The organism is Paenibacillus tarimensis (genome assembly GCF_021532315.1).
Taxonomy (GTDB): domain Bacteria; phylum Bacillota; class Bacilli; order Paenibacillales; family Paenibacillaceae; genus Paenibacillus_I; species Paenibacillus_I tarimensis.
Window position 1 is genome coordinate 55,131 of record NZ_JAKGAO010000006.1, and the last position, 18,096, is coordinate 73,226.

Annotated in this window: 15 protein-coding genes; 13 read left to right on the forward strand and 2 right to left on the reverse strand. The window is 53.0% G+C overall.

Annotated elements, in window-relative coordinates:
• Positions 1 to 12: 12 nt before the first annotated feature.
• The 7 genes from L1N82_RS05360 (at position 13) to L1N82_RS05390 (ending at position 9,717) form a co-directional block, all read left to right on the forward strand.
• On the forward strand, positions 13 to 882 hold the full coding sequence (locus tag L1N82_RS05360) for a carbohydrate ABC transporter permease (RefSeq protein WP_235286353.1): 870 nt from the start codon (positions 13 to 15) through the stop codon (positions 880 to 882).
• Positions 883 to 930: 48 nt separating this feature from the next.
• Positions 931 to 2,616, forward strand: coding sequence for an extracellular solute-binding protein (locus L1N82_RS05365; protein ID WP_235286354.1), 1,686 nt, complete (start codon positions 931 to 933; stop codon positions 2,614 to 2,616).
• 113 nt (positions 2,617 to 2,729) lie between these two features.
• A complete protein-coding gene (locus L1N82_RS23405) occupies positions 2,730 to 4,577 on the forward strand; it encodes a heparinase II/III domain-containing protein (protein ID WP_235286355.1) in 1,848 nt (615 codons plus the stop codon).
• Positions 4,578 to 4,589: 12 nt separating this feature from the next.
• Positions 4,590 to 5,714 (forward strand): glycoside hydrolase family 88 protein, encoded by a 1,125-nt coding sequence (locus L1N82_RS05375; RefSeq protein ID WP_235286356.1) that lies wholly within the window; start codon positions 4,590 to 4,592, stop codon positions 5,712 to 5,714.
• Positions 5,715 to 5,729: 15 nt separating this feature from the next.
• Complete coding sequence (locus tag L1N82_RS05380) at positions 5,730 to 7,616, forward strand: DUF2264 domain-containing protein (protein ID WP_235286357.1); 1,887 nt, start codon at positions 5,730 to 5,732, stop codon at positions 7,614 to 7,616.
• 248 nt (positions 7,617 to 7,864) lie between these two features.
• The gene (locus tag L1N82_RS05385; RefSeq protein WP_235286358.1) at positions 7,865 to 8,626 is read left to right on the forward strand and encodes an SDR family NAD(P)-dependent oxidoreductase; all 762 of its coding nucleotides are present in this window, start codon (positions 7,865 to 7,867) and stop codon (positions 8,624 to 8,626) included.
• A gap of 242 nt (positions 8,627 to 8,868) precedes the next feature.
• On the forward strand, positions 8,869 to 9,717 hold the full coding sequence (locus tag L1N82_RS05390) for a YhcN/YlaJ family sporulation lipoprotein (protein ID WP_235286359.1): 849 nt from the start codon (positions 8,869 to 8,871) through the stop codon (positions 9,715 to 9,717).
• A 68-nt stretch (positions 9,718 to 9,785) separates the two neighbouring features.
• Here the strand turns inward: L1N82_RS05390 and L1N82_RS05395 are convergent, their stop codons facing one another.
• Positions 9,786 to 11,390, reverse strand: coding sequence for an FAD-dependent oxidoreductase (locus tag L1N82_RS05395; RefSeq protein WP_235286360.1), 1,605 nt, complete (start codon positions 11,388 to 11,390; stop codon positions 9,786 to 9,788).
• 182 nt (positions 11,391 to 11,572) lie between these two features.
• Here L1N82_RS05395 and L1N82_RS05400 point away from each other — a divergent pair, with 182 nt between their 5' ends.
• From L1N82_RS05400 to L1N82_RS05420, 5 genes are all read left to right on the forward strand, one after another.
• Positions 11,573 to 13,087: a spore germination protein gene (locus L1N82_RS05400; RefSeq protein ID WP_235286361.1), complete on the forward strand. Its 1,515-nt coding sequence runs from the start codon at positions 11,573 to 11,575 to the stop codon at positions 13,085 to 13,087.
• A gap of 6 nt (positions 13,088 to 13,093) precedes the next feature.
• On the forward strand, positions 13,094 to 14,284 hold the full coding sequence (locus tag L1N82_RS05405; RefSeq protein ID WP_235286362.1) for a Ger(x)C family spore germination protein: 1,191 nt from the start codon (positions 13,094 to 13,096) through the stop codon (positions 14,282 to 14,284).
• Positions 14,281 to 14,499: a hypothetical protein gene (locus L1N82_RS05410; protein WP_235286363.1), complete on the forward strand. Its 219-nt coding sequence runs from the start codon at positions 14,281 to 14,283 to the stop codon at positions 14,497 to 14,499. Before L1N82_RS05405 ends, L1N82_RS05410 begins: the two co-directional genes overlap by 4 nt.
• Positions 14,500 to 14,520: 21 nt before the next feature.
• Positions 14,521 to 15,591, forward strand: coding sequence for a GerAB/ArcD/ProY family transporter (locus L1N82_RS05415; protein ID WP_235286364.1), 1,071 nt, complete (start codon positions 14,521 to 14,523; stop codon positions 15,589 to 15,591).
• 118 nt (positions 15,592 to 15,709) lie between these two features.
• Positions 15,710 to 15,934: a helix-turn-helix domain-containing protein gene (locus L1N82_RS05420; RefSeq protein ID WP_111146515.1), complete on the forward strand. Its 225-nt coding sequence runs from the start codon at positions 15,710 to 15,712 to the stop codon at positions 15,932 to 15,934.
• Positions 15,935 to 16,030: 96 nt separating this feature from the next.
• On the opposite strand, the gene L1N82_RS05425 is transcribed toward L1N82_RS05420, so the two are convergent.
• On the reverse strand, positions 16,031 to 16,615 hold the full coding sequence (locus tag L1N82_RS05425) for a CBO0543 family protein (protein WP_235286365.1): 585 nt from the start codon (positions 16,613 to 16,615) through the stop codon (positions 16,031 to 16,033).
• A 205-nt stretch (positions 16,616 to 16,820) separates the two neighbouring features.
• Between L1N82_RS05425 and L1N82_RS05430 the strand changes: the two genes are divergently transcribed.
• Entirely contained in the window at positions 16,821 to 17,984 is a 1,164-nt protein-coding gene (locus tag L1N82_RS05430; protein ID WP_235286366.1) for a Gfo/Idh/MocA family protein, read from the forward strand.
• Positions 17,985 to 18,096: the final 112 nt, after the last annotated feature.

Here is an 18,096-nt window from a genome sequence, read left to right on the forward strand (position 1 = left end):
GAGGGGCGGAGCTTGAGAGCTACAAGAGGCGAGAAAATCTTCTATGTCGTCAACTATATCCTGCTTATACTGGTTGCGCTGAGCTGTATTCTGCCGCTCCTGAATATTGTCGCATTGTCTCTAAGCGATGCCAAGGCGGTAATGGCGGGCCAGGTGGGCCTGTGGCCGGTGGATTTTACGCTCTTCTCTTACGAGAACCTGATTACCGGAACGCCTATATTGAATGCCTTCTGGAACAGTGTCCAGATCACAGTCATCGGCACGCTGCTCAGCATGGCCTTCACCATTATGGCGGCTTATCCCTTGTCAAGGAAACAGTTTTACGCGAGGCGCTTCTTCACGATGGCGATCGTCTTCACGATGATCTTCAGCGGCGGGCTTATCCCGACCTATCTCATTATTCAGAGCCTAGGTCTTGTGAACAGCTACTATGCGCTGTGGTTGCCCAGCCTTGTAAGTGCTTACAACATGTTGATCATGCGATCCTATTTTGCCAATATTCCATCTGAAATAGACGAGGCGGCCAGAATTGACGGCTGCGGGGAATGGCGCCTGCTGTTCCGCATTGTGCTCCCGCTGTCTAAGCCGCTGCTTGCAACCATCGCGCTCTTCTACGGTGTAGGCTTCTGGAACTCCTTCATGAACGTTCTGATCTATATCAACGAGACGAGCAAATACAATATGACGGTTCTGGTCCAGAACATGATCATGTCGAACTCGATGGTACAGGATTTCTCAGACCCTGATCTGATCGCCAACCTTACTCCGGAAGGCATTCGGTCCGCTGCTGTCATCGTCATGGTGCTTCCAATTCTCGCGGTCTATCCATTCTTGCAGAAGTATTTTGTTAAAGGCGTCATGCTGGGCTCGATTAAAGGTTAACAGACGGGCCCGCTTCCATAACGACATAATAAGAGAGAGGGTTGTTTCATGCGCATGGGAAAATGGATGAAGCTGCCGCTGATTGCGGCAATGGCAGCCGGGCTGCTGGCGGGGTGCTCTAACAACAGCGGCGAAGGCAGTAGGCAAAGTGCGGAAGGCACGCCGCAGACTGCTGCGGACAACGGTGAGAAGCGGGTTAATATATCCTCGACAATCTATGACCGGGGTAGCGTTCCTAACGGGATGGGGACGATTGAGGATAATATGTGGACGAAGTGGATCAATGAAAATGGGCCTGCGAATGTAAAATTCACAGCAGTCCCCCGCTGGGAATCGCAGCAGAAGCTGAACGTGCTCTTCGCTTCCGGAAGTGCACCTGACCTGATCTTTGAATTTGGCACCGGTCTGCGCAATACATTCTTTGACCAGAAGCAGCTCCTGCCGCTGGATGATCTGATTGCAAATCACAGTGTGGAATACAAAGCGTTGTTGGAGAAGTTCCCGCAGTTGAAGCAGGCCGGTACGAAGACGGATGGCAAGCTTTACGAGGTGGGGCGGATCAATGAGGTATATCCGCTGGTCAGCTTCTTCATCCGGGAGGATTGGCTTGAGAAGCTGAATCTGGAGGCGCCGAAGACAACGGAAGAGATGATTGCCGTAGCCAAAGCGTTTACCGAGAATGATCCGGACGGCAACGGTGTCAAGGATACCTACGGGATCGGCGGCCTGCAGTTTGGCGATACGGCGAGCATTATCCGGTATATGTTTAACGCCAACTGGATCAACGTGAATGAGAACGGTGAAATCGAGCTTGGCCTGGCTCAAATGAAAGCAGCCGCAGAGTTCAAGCGCCAGCTTTATGAGGCGGGTGTGGTTGACAAGGACTTCCTGACTGACAAGGACGGCGCAAAATCTAAACAGGATTTTCTCAATGGGAAAATCGGCATGATCGGATGGATGACGGGGGACTACACCGGCTTTGCGACGAAGGAGCTCGATACACTGCTGCACAATGTTCCCGGCGCGAAGCTCAAGGTCATTGAACTGCCCGCTACTCCGGTTGGCCATCATACGGTAGTGTGGAACAATCCTGTCCAGATGACGGCTGTCGTGAATGCCAGGGCCAAGAACCCGGAAGCGGTTATGAAGCATATTGATTTCCTGACACGCATCGAGACCGGCCGCATATTCAAGCATGGCATGGAAGGCGAGCACTATACAACAGGCGCGAACGGATGCCCGGAAATTACAGATCAGGACAAATACAAGAACGAAGTAAGCTGGGCGGGCGATTATGCGATGCTGTACAGCAGGCTGGAGGAAGGCAAATGCGGCTATACGGAAACATTCTTTAATGAATCGATACCGGTTCAGAAGGAGGGGCTGCGTCTGTTCAAGGAAGCCCGCGATGTCTATATGACGGATCTTGTTGTCGGAGAGGGCATTACGCATTCCGAGCATATGCCGCAGCTTCCGAAGGATATGCAGGTGCAGATGACCAACCTTCAGACGGCCATAGGCGATCTGTTCACGCAGTCAATTATCGGCGGAAGCAAATACACGGTTGAGCAGGCGCTGAAGGATGCGGAGGCCAAATGGCAGAGCGGCGGCGGTGCTGAGATCGAAGCCTGGTACAAGGACTGGTGGAGCAGGGAGAAGGATAATCTGCTGCGGTGGGATGATTTCTACGAGATCTACAAGCAGCAGCAGGAGGAATTCGCCGAGGCTCAGTAGTTCGCAAGGAATATGACCGCTAATGGATGCGGACAGCGTGTTTCCCGGCAGGGTAGTTCTGGCCGGGAAACACGCTGTTTCATTCGGCTCATTCTGATGCTGGGGGTGTGAAGGTGAAGGCTGCAGCCGGTGAATTGGGAAGCTTGCGTTCTGTACTGCCGGAGGTGCCGAGGCTGCTGGCCCGCGGCCGGTCATGGGAGGAAGAGCGTGAGCGGCTACATAAGGAGGAAGCCTGCCGCTCTATGATTCAGGAGCTGAAGGCAGGGGCGGAAGAGATGCTGGGAGAGCAGGTGCCGGCGCTTCCTTATTCTCTGTTTCGTTTATATGGGGAAACAGGATCACGCAGCGAATATGAAGCCGTATATTTCAATAAACGGAAGAGGTTGACCCTATTTGGCATACTTGCTTGGCTGGAGCCCGATAACCCCATATACCGCGAAGCCCTGACGGATATCATCTGGTCGGTATGCGAGGAGTACACCTGGTGCCTGCCTGCCCATCTGCCGCAGCGGCCGGATTCGGAGCAGGGCAGCAGGGTAGATCTAGGTGACCGGTACACGATCGATCTGTTTGCGGCGGAGACCGCATTTGCCTTAAGCGAGATTATGATGATGAATGCAGAGCTTCTGCCCTCGCTTGTGAAGCTTAGGCTGAGGGATGAGGTGCAGCGGCGCGTGCTGTCCCCTTTTCTTGAACATGGACCGTTTGGCTGGGAGCGTCTGCCTAATAACTGGGCGGCCGTATGTGCCGGTTCGGTTGGGGCGGCGGCCATCTATATGCTGGATGGAGAAGCGGAGGCTGACCGTCTGACAGCCGTATGGGAGCGGGTGCTTCCGGCGCTGGACGCCTTCCTGGCAGGCTTTGCCGGGGATGGCGCCTGCACGGAAGGATACTCGTACTGGCAATACGGGTTCGGCTTCTACGTTTATGCGGCTGATCTGCTAAAGCAGCGAACCGCTGGCGCTGTGGATTTGTTTGCATCCGATAAGGTCCGGGCAGTGGCATTGTTTCAGCAGAGCTGCTTCCTCTATGGTCGCAAGGTCGTCAACTTCTCGGATTCGCCCGCGGAATATGGTGTGCTGCCGGGCTTGACCCATTACTTAAGTTCCCTATACGAGGACGTGCATATACCGGAAGCTTCGCTATATGCCGGTATTCTGGATGATCATTGCGGCAGATGGGCGCCAGCGATACGGAATTTGCTGTGGGTCCGGGGTGAGTCGGAAGGGGCGCGCTGGCAGGATGGCTCTTATTACCTGGCAGATGCCCAGTGGTTCATTGTGCGAAGCCGGGGGGGAGGAAGCGCTTATACCTTCGCTGCCAAGGGGGGACATAATGATGAGCCGCACAATCATAATGATCTTGGTCACTTCATATTAAGCGTTAACGGGGAGCAGCTGCTGTGCGATCTTGGCAGCGGCCAGTACACGAAGGCGTATTTTGGGCCCGGCCGGTATGACATCTTATGCAACGGGTCCCAGGGGCACTCGGTTCCGGTAGTTAATGGCCAGCATCAACAGTCTGGCCGCCATGCGCAGGCTGTCGTTCAGGAAGCGGTGTCCTCTGATCAGCAGGATCGGTTCAGCATCCAGCTGGCATCCGCTTATCATGTGCCGGAGCTGGAGCAGCTGACAAGGTCCTTCCTGTGGAACCGGGAGGAGGCCGTCTTGCACCTGCGGGACAGCTACAAGTTCAGTCAGCGGCCCGAGTCCATTGTTGAACGGTTCATCTCGGCGTCTCCTCCGATGGCTGACGGGGCGGGACGGCTGATGATGCAGGCTGGAGAACCGCTGATTCTGACATTCCGGGAGGATCACCTGGATTGGCAGACGGAGACGATTATCCACAAGGGGCATTACGGTGAAGAGCAGACCTTTTATGCCATAGATTTTACAGTGAAAGAGTCCTGCCTGAAGCTTGATATGGAGCTGGAATTTAGCTTTTCTATTACGCGCTACTAGGGGGTTAGGTACATGACCTTACAGACGGAATGGGCTGGCGAAGCCTGGAAGAAGATTACGAACAAGGTAAAGCGGACGAGTGCAAGGATTAAGGATGGCTTTCCGCATGCAAGCGTGGAGGGGGTATATAAGCTAGAGCTGGCATCCTGGTGGACGGCAGGCTTCTGGCCGGGGCTGCTGTGGCTGATTTACAATGACACAAAGGATGAGGAGCTTCGCGGCTATGCGGAGTCCTGTGAACGCCAGCTGGATCAGGTGATACTGGACTACTACCGTCTGGACCATGATATCGGCTTCATGTGGATACTTACCAGCGTGGCGCGGTATAAGCTATTAAGCGCAGAGGATTCGAAGCGGCGGGCGCTTCTGGCAGCTAATCTGCTGGCAGCCCGATTCAACGTGCAGGGCGGATACATACGGGCATGGAATCCCTGGAGGGAAGACGAGGATAACAGGGGCTGGGCGATCATTGACTGCATGATGAATCTTCCGCTGCTGTACTGGGCAGCCGGCGAGACAGGCGATCCACGCTTCAAGCATATTGCGGTTCGGCATGCAGATACCGTGCTGGAACATTTCCTGCGTCCCGACGGCTCGGTCTACCACATCGTTGTATTCGATCCGGAGACCGGGGAGAAGACCGGCGTGGAGAGCGGGCAGGGCTATGCGGCGGAATCGGGATGGTCAAGAGGAACGGCGTGGGCAATCTATGGCATGGCGCTCAGCTACCGGTATACCGGCGATGAGCGGTATCTGGATGCGGCGAAGCGTGCCGCGCATTTCTTCCTGGCCAACCTGCCGGAGGACCGGGTGCCACATTGGGATTTTCGCCTGCCGGAAGATGTTACAGCTTACCGGGATTCGTCTGCCGGCGCTTGTGCCGCCTGCGGCATGCTGCTTCTGTCTGAGCAGGTGAGTGGTTCGGAGGCGCCGCTTTATACATATGGGGCTGCGGAAATCCTGCATTCGCTATATGTAAATTACGGAGCATGGGACAGTGAAGAAGAAGGTCTTGTGCTCCACGGCACAAGCCACTATCCGAACGGGACGAATGTTGATGTTCCGCTCATATATGGAGATTATTATTTTGCGGAAGGAATCTCGCGCCTTAACGGGCGCCAGCTGCTGTTTTGGTAGATGGGAGGGGAGAGAATGCACAAGCTTAAGAGCGGTGGTCAGCCGGTCAGTATGAACCCGCTGCGGACAAAGGCAGATTTGCAGCTGGCCGTGCGGCAGCTGACAGAGCCGTTATTGCCGTATTACAGCGAGGGCAGCGCCAGACTGCACTTAGGTAATCATACCGCCGCCTATGGATACCGGATTGCTGAGCTTGAAGGCTTCTCACGCGTCCTGTGGGGTCTTGCGCCCCTCGTCGCCGGCGGTGGCAGCTCCGAACTGTGGGAGATCGCCCTCCGGGGTATTCGCAATGGCACCAACCCGGGGCACGAGGAATACTGGGGCCAGATAGGCAATTACAATCAGACTATTGTAGAGATGGCAGCTTTCGGCTACACGCTGCTGCTTGCGCCGGAGATGACGTGGGGCCGCCTAAGTGAGCAGGAACGCAGCCGTCTGGTGGAATGGCTGAGTCAGATTAACGGCTGTCAGGCCTATGACTGCAACTGGCTGTTCTTCGCTGTGCTGGTGAATATCGGCCTCAAGAAGGCGGGAGCGCCATATGATCAGGAGGTTATGGAACGTAATCTAGAGCGAATTGAAGCGTTCTATCTATCGGATGGGTGGTATGCAGATGGTGCAGGGGGTCACAGCGATTATTATGTGCCCTTTGCCTTTCATTACTATGGGCTGATCTATGCAGCGGCCATGGAAGAGGAAGACCCGGCTCGGTCACAGCAGTACAAGGAGCGTGCAGCCCGGTTCGCGGAGAAGTTTATCCACTGGTTTGCCCCAGACGGCTCAGCGATTCCTTATGGACGCAGCTTAACGTACCGGTTCGCCCAATCCGCCTTTTGGAGCGCGTTGGCTTACGCGGGGGTGGAGGTCTATCCGATGGGTATGCTGAAAGGATTGGTATTGCGAAATTTGCGGTGGTGGTTAGCGCAGCCGATCTTCCAGTCGGACGGCCTACTGTCGGTTGGCTACAGCTATCCGAATATGATCATGTCGGAAGGCTATAACTCACCGGCTTCCCCTTACTGGGCGCTGAAGACGTTCCTGCCTCTCGTTCTTGGAGAAGATCATCCGTTCTGGCAGGAAAAGGAGCAGCCGCTGCCTGTGCTCGAGAAGCTCTGTGTACAGCCGGAGCCGCACCTCGTGCTGTTCAGGCGGGAGGAGAGCGGACATGTGCTGGCTTTTAACAGCGGACATCCGGCCTCCAACGAGCACACCCATACCTCTGCCAAGTACGAGAAGTTCGTTTATTCGAATCATTTTGGCTTCAGTGTGCCACGAGCGGAATGGGGGCTCGGTCAGGGAGCCTATGACTCGATGCTGGCTCTAAGCGAAGGGGATAATCTGTTCCGTGTAAAGCGCAGGAGTGAATCTTCCCGGCTGGGGGGTAACCAGCTGCTCACTGAGTGGAAGCCTTGGCCGGATGTGCTGGTTAAGACCTGGATTCTGCCCGGCCTGCCGTGGCATGTTCGTGTGCACCGCATCAAGACCGGCAGGAAACTCGACGCGGCCGAAGGAGGTTTTGCCCTTGGACTCGAAAGGTTTGATGGGCAGGCGGATGACGGGTACACAGCGGCCCGAGATGAACGCGGCTGGGCCCGGGCGGCAGGCTTTGGAGGCGCGAGCGGTATCAGCCTACTGCATGGGAGCGGCCGGGCTGAGCTGATCTATCCCCAGTCGAACACGAATCTGCTGAACCCGCGCACGGTCATTCCGACGGTGCGGAGTTCGATGGAGCCGGGCGTACATTGGATTGTCACAGCTGTATACGGAGAGCTGGACAGCAGCAGATGGCATTCAGAATGGGAATGCATGCCATCTGTGAACGTAGAAGGAAACAAACTGGTGATTAAGATGAGCGAAGCGGGCTCGGGTTTCTCGCGGTCTGCAGCTATCAATATAGAATAACAGGTGAATAGAAGGGCTTAATGGCGGTACAGGTAACCCCTGTCTCCGCCATTTATTTTGTCTGAATATCTGCCAGATAAGCATCCACTTTATGTATCCCTAGGTTAACGCCTGTCACTTTCGTTCCTCGCGCAGCATTAAGTTTTTTAAGTAGAGGCCAAGGAGTGATATATTAGGAAGAGGATAATAAGTAATATCTATCCTGTATTTCTTCGTTTACGCTTTTAATAGATTGGAGGATAACGCGGATGAGTCAAACTTATATCATTACAGGAGTATCCAGTGGTCTCGGATTCGAACTGGCCAAACAGTTGATAAACGAAGGAAGCCGCGTCATTGGTTTATCCAGGAGCGATAGCGAGGAGTTGCGGCAATGGGCGAAGGAGAGGGGCGGTATTTATACCTACTATCCTGTGGATTTGTCTGACCCTGATCAACTGGACTCTATCATGGAAACGGTCATGAATGCTCTTGCAGCGGAAGTATCGGCTGGGATAGAAGCGGAATCAGGCGGGGATATCCTGCTTGTTAACAATGCCGCGGCCGTAAAGCCTCTGAATGTAATTGAATTATGTGAGCCGGAGGAAATTACAGCGAGCATCCATCTAAACATTATGGCACCGGTTAAGCTTGCGGCAAGGTTCATAGGGTTGACTCATGGTTGGAACGGCCGGAGGAAGATCATTAATATCTCCTCAGGCTCAGCCAAGTATCCGGCTCCGGGCATGAGTGTCTACTGCTGCAGCAAGTCGGCGTTAAATATGTTCTCGCAGTGCGTGGCAGCAGAGCAGGAAGGAGAGGAGGACCCGGTTCAAATCATGGTGGTTGATCCCGGTATGATGGACACGTCGCTTCAGGAGGAAGCCCGGCGTTCAAATACACCTGTAACCCCCTATTTTATCCAGGCTAAAGAGCAAGGAGCGCTTGCTGATCCGGGTACGGCAGCAGACAAGCTGCTGGCTGCCATCCGTTATGCTGAGCCAGCTGCATATACGGAAATCTCATTATGAGCTTTTCACTCGAAGTATTAAACTGCACAGGGATAAGAAGGTGTCAGTTGATGAGTAGTCTACCCTTATTCCGCATAATCATTCAATTTGAGTCGTCTCTTACCGTGCCCCGTTAAGATTTTTCCCCGGCATTGCCAGCCCCGCTGCCGAATAGGAGTCAGCCTGCAGGCGGATGCTAATCGCAAGCATCAGTGCAGATTAGTTGCAGGTGATTTTCTAGTCGAAACGGAGGTACTTATGTGATGAGACGAACAACACTTGGTCTTGCGGCCATCCTCATTGGCGGATCAATGCTGACAGGCTGCTCCATGGAGCGGATGGGGGATGTTGGTAACCGGAACATTCGTCCGAACAGCGTCCGCTTTGATGCTAATGGCAATCGGGTGATTGACAAGCGCTTTGCCAATGACCAGATGAATGAAATGAACCGCGTGTATGGCCGGCATCTGAACAGCAATAATCTTATCGGCAATCATCAAAATTATCGCATCGAGCTCAGCCAGGATGTTGCCGAAAGGCTCAAGGGCATAGCGGGTGTTGAGTCGGCAACAGTAATTCTGTCCAATGCCAACGCTTATGTTGGGATAGAGACAGCTGAAACACCAGGCGATCCTTCCGGAATGAATGCAGATGGAAGCTCCAGAAGGAGCGAGCGCATGGAGCCTCAAGGATATCCCTACATGTACGGGTCAACAAACCCGGGAAGGGACAGCGATCCCCTGCGGCATGGCATGGGCTTGAAGAGCACACGCACCGATACGCGCGATGCGAACGGCCTGCGGACACCGATCGAGGAGCCGGGGGGCTTAGATTATCCTGGTGGTGGTGAAGCGGGAAACACGGAGTTAAGCGAGGCAATCAAACAGCAGGTGGCCGCTGAAATCAAGCAGATGGCCCCGCAAATTGAACGGGTGTATGTATCGTCCAGTCCCGATTTTCTGGGCAGAATGGACCGCTACAGAAGCGAGGGAGAAGGCGGCAGGCCGATACAGGGCTATATCGCCGAGTTTAATGCCATGGTGGAGCGGATGTTCCCGATTGACTCGGGGCTGAGGATTAGCGAGCGCGCCGACAGCTGGATCCACCGTTGATCATATAATGCCGTACAAAAATAACCCCAAACAGCCGCTGTTCGGCATGCATGGGGTTATTTTAATTTTTAGCGGATTGGTTTGTCCCTCGAAACAATCTCAATTTCTTCAAAATCCTCCGGCCACTCCATCTTGGACAATGCCTTGGTGGCAGGTCCTTCAATGACGTCTCCGGTGTAGGAAAAACGCGAGCCGTGGCAAGGGCAGTCCCAGCTTCTTTCGCCGTTATTCCACTCGAGCTCGCATCCCATGTGGGTACAGGTCGTATCTACAACATGATAGTTACCGTTCTCATCCTTGTAGGCACCAGCCCGTTTGCCGTTCATGGTCACCACAGCGCCCTCGCATTTTTGCAGCTCGCCGGGGTCTCGGTTAATGGACTCCATCTTGCCCTTTACATAATTTTTGGCGACATCCGCATTCTGAACGACGAATGTCTTGATGTCAGACCCGGCATGGAACCGTGAAGGGGTGAACAGCTCAGCGTACGAGTTATCCCTGCCGGCAATCAGGTCGCGGAGCAATAGTGCCGAGAGGGTTCCGTTCGACATTCCCCACTTGTGGAAGCCTGTGGCGATATGGACATGAGGATGCTTGTTCGTAATCGGTCCGATGTAAGGCACTCTGTCCAGCGTAATCACGTCCTGTGCCGACCAGCGGTACGGAATGGAGATATCGACGAATTGCTCCTTCGCGAATTGCTCCAGAGCGCCATACATCTTCAGCGTATCCGTCTCATGACCGGTCTTATGTCCTTCGCCGCCTATAATGATCAGCTGGTGACCCTGATAAGCCGTGCTCCGCAGCGAACGCGACGGCTGGTCTGCGCTGATATACATCCCTCCAGGATAAGGGGTTTCTGTCGTGACGCCCAGCACATAGGAACGCTCCGTATGCAGCCGGGAGAAATGCATGCCAAGGTTGTCGCAGAAGGGGTAGTGCGTAGCAACGACGACATTGCCGCAGGTTACCGTATGACCTTGGGCCGTCTTGACCTTCGGCTTGTCCTCGTCGTCTGTATCAATATCGACCGCTTTGGTATGGGTGAACACCCGCGCCCCAAGCCGAACGGCTTCGTCCAGCAGCTTGTTCAGATACTGCAGCGGATGAAAGCGGGCTTGTCCGCTCATCTTGATGGCCGATTTCGCTCCAAGCTGCAGTGGTAGCTCCTGAAGAAGAGAGCCGTTGATGCCAAGCTTGTCATAAGCTTTCATTTCCTTCTCAATCTTGCGGGTATATTCGTCAGTCGTTGCATAGACCACATTATCTTCCTCATGCCAGTCACATTCGACTTCATACTGGGTTACGAAGTTCCGCATGAAGGACAGTGCCTCTTCATTCGCCAGGTAATACTGCTTCGCCTTCTCCTCCCCGAAGGTGCCGATCAGCTCATCGTAGATGAGGTTATGCTGGGAAGTGATTTTGGCTGTTGTATAGCCGGTCGTCCCGCTCAGGATGTCTGCTGCCTCAATCAGCACAACATCCACGCCGTCCTTGGCAAGCAGGTAGGCTGTGGTCAAACCGGCGATACCGGCTCCAATTACAGCCACTTCTGCACGAATGCTTTCCGAGAGCGGCGGGAAGTCCGGCTGGGTGGTGGAATCCCGCCAGTAGGATACGGAATGCTCAGGCAGAAGCGGCTTTAACGGATTCGGTTCATGCTCATGGTTCATGGTCGTATCGCTCCTTTCAAATGACAAGCTGTTCTCATAATCCATAATTACCACTTATTGCGAGCGGGAAACCAAATGAACATAATGAGCCACATATTAAGCTGAAAGGAATGCTGCTTCAGGAATAATTTATCTGAAGTGGAGACATTTTAATAGCTATTAGGATCGGAGGGGTGGATGCTGTGAGCGCAGATTCGAAACAGCCGAGACGCTTTACCGGGGATCTTGATACAGATAGGGAAACGGTAAGGCAATCTCTCGATGGAATCTCCGAGGTTATTTACCGCGAGCTCACGATCGGCGGCGTTCGCAGGGCTGTGCTCGTCTTCATCAGCACCAATGTGAACACAGAGCTGATTGCCAAGCACATCATCGAGCCGCTTCAAAAGCTTGACCGCAAGCTCGCTGAACAGCAGCAATCTTATGGTATCTTTACCGGTATCCCGATTATTGAACCGGTTACAGAGCTACGGCCCGCCGTCATTGCCATTCTTTCCGGCAAGACACTGATGCTGACTGACGGCCTGGGGGAAGCTTCCTTATTGAACACAAAGGGCGGAGAGAAGAGAAGTGTCCAGGAGCCAACCTCCGAGACGGTCGTACGCGGTCCGAGGGAAGGCTTTACAGAAAGCCTGAACGTTAATGTGTCTCTGGTTCGCAATAAGCTGAAGACAACAGCCTTCAAGACGACATCCTTTTCGGTAGGCAGTCTGACGAAGACGAACGTAGTTATCGGGTATTTGGAGCATCTTGCCGAGCCGGATATGATCAAGGAGATCAAACGGCGCGTAGCCTCTGTTGATATGGACGGTGTGCTGGAATCCGGTTACATTGAAGAGCTGATCGAGGATAACCCGCTGTCTCCTTTCCCGCAGTTTCAGTACACAGAGCGTCCGGATACTGCGGCTGCCCAGCTGCTTGAAGGGCGCTTTGTGATCTTCGTCGACGGGACGCCTTTTGTTCTGATGGGCCCTGTTTCGGCATGGCAGATGATGCAGTCCAGCGAGGATTACTATGAGCGCTCCATCATTGGCACCTTCCTGAGATGGCTGCGGTTTGGTTTTCTGATGATCGCCTTGTTTCTGCCGGCCGTATATATAGCGACTATAACCTTCCACCATGACATGCTGCCGACGAACCTGATTTTGAGTATTGCAGCATCCAGGGAAGCTATCCCTTTTCCTGCTCTTGTTGAGGGAATGATTATGGAGCTATCGTTCGAAGCCCTAAGGGAAGCAGGCGTTAGGCTGCCCAAAGCTGTTGGCTCCGCCGTCAGCATTCTGGGAGCTCTTGTAATCGGACAATCAGCCGTGCAGGCAGGAATTGTATCCGCTCCTATGGTAATCGTGGTCTCGCTCACCGGCATTGCATCCTTCTGTCTGCCCCGATTTAATTTTGCGATCACCATCAGGCTGCTGCGGTTTCCGCTTATGTATCTGGCTGGTATTCTCGGGCTTTACGGAATTATTATCGGCGCGATACTAATTGCAGGTCATATGTGCAAGCTGCGCTCAGTAGGCGTTCCCTACCTCAGCGGAGTTGCACCATACAGAAAGTCGGACAACGAGGATATTTTTGTACGGGCACCCTGGTGGAAGCACGAGAAGCGCCCGACTTTTCTAAATAGCGCCAACCGTAAACGGATGGGATCGACTGCACAAATCGATAAACTGCGCAAGCGGGTACCGGGGTGGTGAACAGCGATGCGAAGCAAACATGCTGGTGTGCTCATGCTATCTCTGGCAATGATCTTGACAACCGGCTGCTGGGACAGGAGGGAGGTTAACGATGTAGCATTCGTCATGGGAACTGCATTAGACAGGGAAGGGGACAAGTATAGAGCCAGTGTTCAGGTGGCCCTGCCCAATCAGCTGGGCGGCAGCAGCTCGGGTGGCGGAGGAGGGGGAGGAAGCGGAAAAGCATGGGCACTCTTCTCCAAGTCAGGGGAAACTATCCGCATAGCGAATAACATGGAGCAGGCCGGTATCCCCCGTCAGCTGTATTTTGCCCATAGACGGACCTTTCTGATTGGAGAGGACATGGCAAAAGAAGGACTGGCACCGATATTGGATATACTGGGCCGCTTGCCGCAGAACAGGCTGTCTGTTTTCATGGTCGTAACTGAAGGGCCTGCTCTGCCTTATATGAAGGTAACCAGTGAAATTGAGAGGTTTCCCTCCGAGATTGTTAGGGAGCTTGCGGCAGCCTACATGAAATCACCTGTAATGGCCAAGACGGTCATTCATCAGCTGCTTTCTGAAGGAGTAGATCTGGCAATACCAACCGCCCGGATTGTGTCGCAGGAAACAGGGAAGGGCGCTTCCGATAAGACAACTATTAAAATGGACGGCATGGCTGTATTTAGGGAAGACAAGCTGGTTAAGCAGTTATTCGGTAAGGAGGCGCAAGCCCTGCTGCTTGCGATGGGTGAAGCTCAGGTGGTTGAAGTCCCTATTAAGCCTCCTCGGGGCAAGGGAATCATTGTGCTTCGTGTACAGCGGCCGAACGTCAAGCTGGAACCGAGGGCGAAGGAACCTGACGATATCCGGTTTGTTTTGACGCTGAAAGGCAATGCCGCCGTCGTAGAGAATGCTTCTACCTTCGATTTGGCCAGTGAGACTCATCTGCACGAGCTGGAGGAAGCGCTAAATAAGGAGCTGGAAGGCCGTTTGAACGGATTAATCAAGAAGCTTCAGACGGAATACCGCTCAGACCCGATCGGCTTCGCCCATACCCTATACTACCGCAAGCCCCAGCTGTGGCGGCAAATAAAGAATAAATGGGAGATAATCTATCCGACCATTAAGGTGGAGGTTGTTTCGAAGATGCATTTGGAGAATACGGGGACGGTATTGAAGCCTTTCGGGATACAGGAGGAGGATTTGTCGGAATGAGCGGGTATATCATGACTTTGTTTGCCTGGCTGCTTTTTGTTGCTGTCGTAAATGGGCCATATTGGGGCAGGACGAGCAGATGGAACTTGTGGCTGTCTGTTATGCTGTCGTTGGCGGCTGCAGGAATATGCTATCTGATGACCGCGCATCAGGGTTTGACAAGCCCGGCTGTATGGATTATGAGGATTCTTAGTCCTCTGACACCTAGCTCCTGATAATCACCCGGGGAGGAAACAATGGAACGCTTATCGAAGCATCAAGTACTGCTCATCGGGGTTATGTACAGCTTTGCCAGTACCAATATTAATGTGCAGGCACAGAGCGCATATCATGTCAAACAGCATCTCTGGCTGGCACAGATCATACCGGCGGTGCTGATTCTGCTTGTGCTCTGGCTGCTGTCTCATGTGATGAAGGAATACCCGGACAACAACCTGTTTCAAATTTTTAAAATCAAATTCCCGAAGCTGGGAAGGCTGCTGATCGTCTGCTATATCCTGTTCTTCTTCTACATTATGTTTCGGGATATTAGAATGACGAGCGACTTTATTAATACAGCCCTGCTTCCAAGGACTCCGCTTATTCTAATTGGCTCTCTAATGGCATACACAGTGGTGCTGATCGCAAGGGATGGAATTGTCCCGCTGGCCCGTATGACAGAGTTGTTCGGGTTCTCGATGCTTACCATAGTCTTCCTGCTGCCGCTGCTGTTCGTGGGAGATCTGCAGTGGATCAACCTGCTGCCTATAACAGAAGTAAATTGGGAAGATCTCTTTACCGGTACTTGGTACCTGATATCCTACACTGGCGAGATTATCGGGATTTTCTTTCTGGCGACCTATCGCAGCTTTCAGTTTCGAACAGCGGCCTTGGCGCTGGGAGTGGCGTTGTACCAGCTGCTGAATATTGCGCTGCTCACTTTGCTTGTCCTGGGTGCTCCCATCCTGGGCCGGGTCGTCTACCCCAGCTTCGAACTGGTGAGACATATTCACCTGACCGACTTTCTGGACCGTATGGATCTTCCTATGGTAGGGATTTATATGCCATCACTGATCATTAAGATTGGTTACAGTCTCGTCATCGTATGCATGGGGCTCAAGGAGCTCTCACCGAAGATATCGGGACGGATGATGACGGCGCCAGTCGGTTTTCTCGCATTTGCCTTTTCATTCTGGTTTTATGAGAGCTTGATTCAGATGCTGAATTTCAATAGAACCTGGACCACAATTGCTTTGCTCTTCGAGGTGCTCATTCCCCTGCTTGTCTTCCCCTTCTTCGTGTTTAAACGCAAACTGGGCGTCCGTTAGCCGGGAACGCCCATTTTCTGTGTGTACCGCACCACCGGATGTCCCGGGTCATACTATATGTTGACTGTATCCCTGAACCTTGTAAACACCATAAAACCCGGCAAGGAGGGGTGACATCTTGAAGGGAGACGACCACAAGAGCAAGTTTTTACTGACTCATCGTGAACGCGAGGTTTTTGAGCTGCTGGTACAGGACAAAACAACACGAGATATTGCACAGCAATTGTTCATCAGCGAGAAAACAGTACGCAACCATATCTCCAATGTCATGCAAAAACTGAACGTTAAAGGTCGTTCGCAAGCGGTTGTCGAGCTGATCAAGCTTGGTGAATTGAAAATTTGACCGGCGTTCGCCATCCGGCACTTCAAAACCTTCTGGCCGCTTTCGCAAGAAAGCCGGCGAGAAGGTTTTTTTGGATGGGACGCGCATGGTCGCGCTTTACCTTCTAATAAGCCTCGGTGGTTTGGTTGTCTGAAGACGCAGGAAGAACGTAGTTATCAAGAGGGAAACGATCATAATAATTAAATAGCCGCAGAACAGCAGGAAGTAATTCATCCACTCGTGGAGCCGGAACAGCCCGATTGAGGTCATAATTGGCTTGAAAATAAAGGCGAAGCCCGCACTTAGGAGGGTCAGGCACAGGTAGCGGCTCTTGCCGTGGTTGATGGCCCACTGATAGACAAGCATGTAGGTGACAGGCACGAGGGAGACATCAAGCATAAAACTGACTGGTGCAAAAGGAATAACCTGATAAGGATACTCCCATAAACCGTGAATAACGCCAAATGTGTCGACATGGGAAAACCACGTATGTACGTTGTACCCGAAGAAGCCAATATGGAAAACTTTGCTGCGATCGATATACAGGTACACAACAACAAGGGGGATAAGCATAAATGCAGCAGAGAGCCAGAACTGCCACGTGCCTAGATGGGAATAATCCATCCAATAGTTAAGCAGCTCGATGGAATAGCTTTTGTAGCCTTGTCTGAGATGCTCAAGAATATCATTCTGCTCCCGCATGCTCCAATGCCTCCAATTATCAGGATACTATAGAGTATTTGCATAGGCGGTAAAGATCATGCGTAAGGAAAGGGGGATGCCAATATCGGTTAACTGGTAAGGGGAAAGAACTCGTTTAGGGAAAAGCCTGCTGCCCTGCTGCCGGTCTACAATAAAGGTGTAAACGATGCAGTCAAGTAGAACTCTCTGGAAGGGGCGGGCTTGTGTGAGGGATATAAGAGTCGGCATAGTCGGAATTGGCAATATGGGTTCAGCACATGCAGTACTGCTCGCTGAGGGTCAGGTCAGAGGTGCCGTACTAAGTGCGGTAGCCGATCTGCGCAAGGACAGGCTTGCGTGGGCCGCAGAATGTTTAGGCAGCGGTGTCGGTTGCTATGAACAGCCAGCGGACATGTTCACCTCGGGAACGGTTGATGCGGTAATTATCTGTACGCCGCATTACAGCCATCCGCCGCTGGCGATCGAAGCCTTTGCTGCCGGCCTTCATGTATTAGTGGAAAAGCCGGCAGGCGTCTACACCAAGCAGGTACGGGAAATGAATGAGGCGGCAGCGGCCAGCGGGCATGTATTCGGAATTATGTATAACCAGCGGACCAATCCCCTGTACGCCAAGCTCAGAGAGCTGGTCCAGGCGGGAGAATTGGGCGAGATCAGACGTATTAATTGGATTATTACGAATTGGTACCGTTCTCAGAGTTATTATGATTCAGGAGGCTGGAGGGCTACCTGGGAAGGTGAGGGAGGAGGCGTCCTGCTTAACCAGGATCCTCACCAGCTGGATTTATGGCAGTGGATCACGGGCATGATGCCTTCACGGATCCGGGCCTTTTGCGGTTTCGGCAAGCATCGTGATATTGAAGTCGAGAATGATGTTACGGCCTATGCCGAATATCCGAACGGGGCCACAGCGGTGTTCATAACTTCCACCTTTGAGACGCCCGGAACGAACAGGCTTGAATTGTCCGGCGAGAAGGGAAAGTTGGTTGTCGAGGACGGAAAGCTCACCTTCCACCGTCTCCGGCTTAGTGAACCGGAGTTCAACCGCACGTATACCGGCGGCTTCGGACAGCCGGAATGCTGGACGATTGATGTGCCGGTCACAGGTGCAGCCTCTGATCATCCGGGAATTATCCGCAACTGGACGGAGGCCATCCGGAACGGAAGCCCCCTTCTAGCGCCAGGGGAGGAAGGAATTAAAGGCCTTATGCTCTCCAATGCCATGCTGTTGTCTTCATGGACGGATAATTGGGTTACACTGCCGTTTGACGAAGATTTGTTCTACGCGAAGCTGCAGGAGCAGGTTAACAATTCTACAAGCCGCAAAGACAGCAGCAGCACAAGGACACTGGATGTTAGCGGGACCTATTAATTACTGTATTTATAAGCCGATCCTGCGGTAATACCGCTGGTTCGGCTTTTTTGTCGTTGGAGTGGCTTTGAAAAGTGCATAAATGTTGTATCTGTCTCCTTGTTGGGGTCTT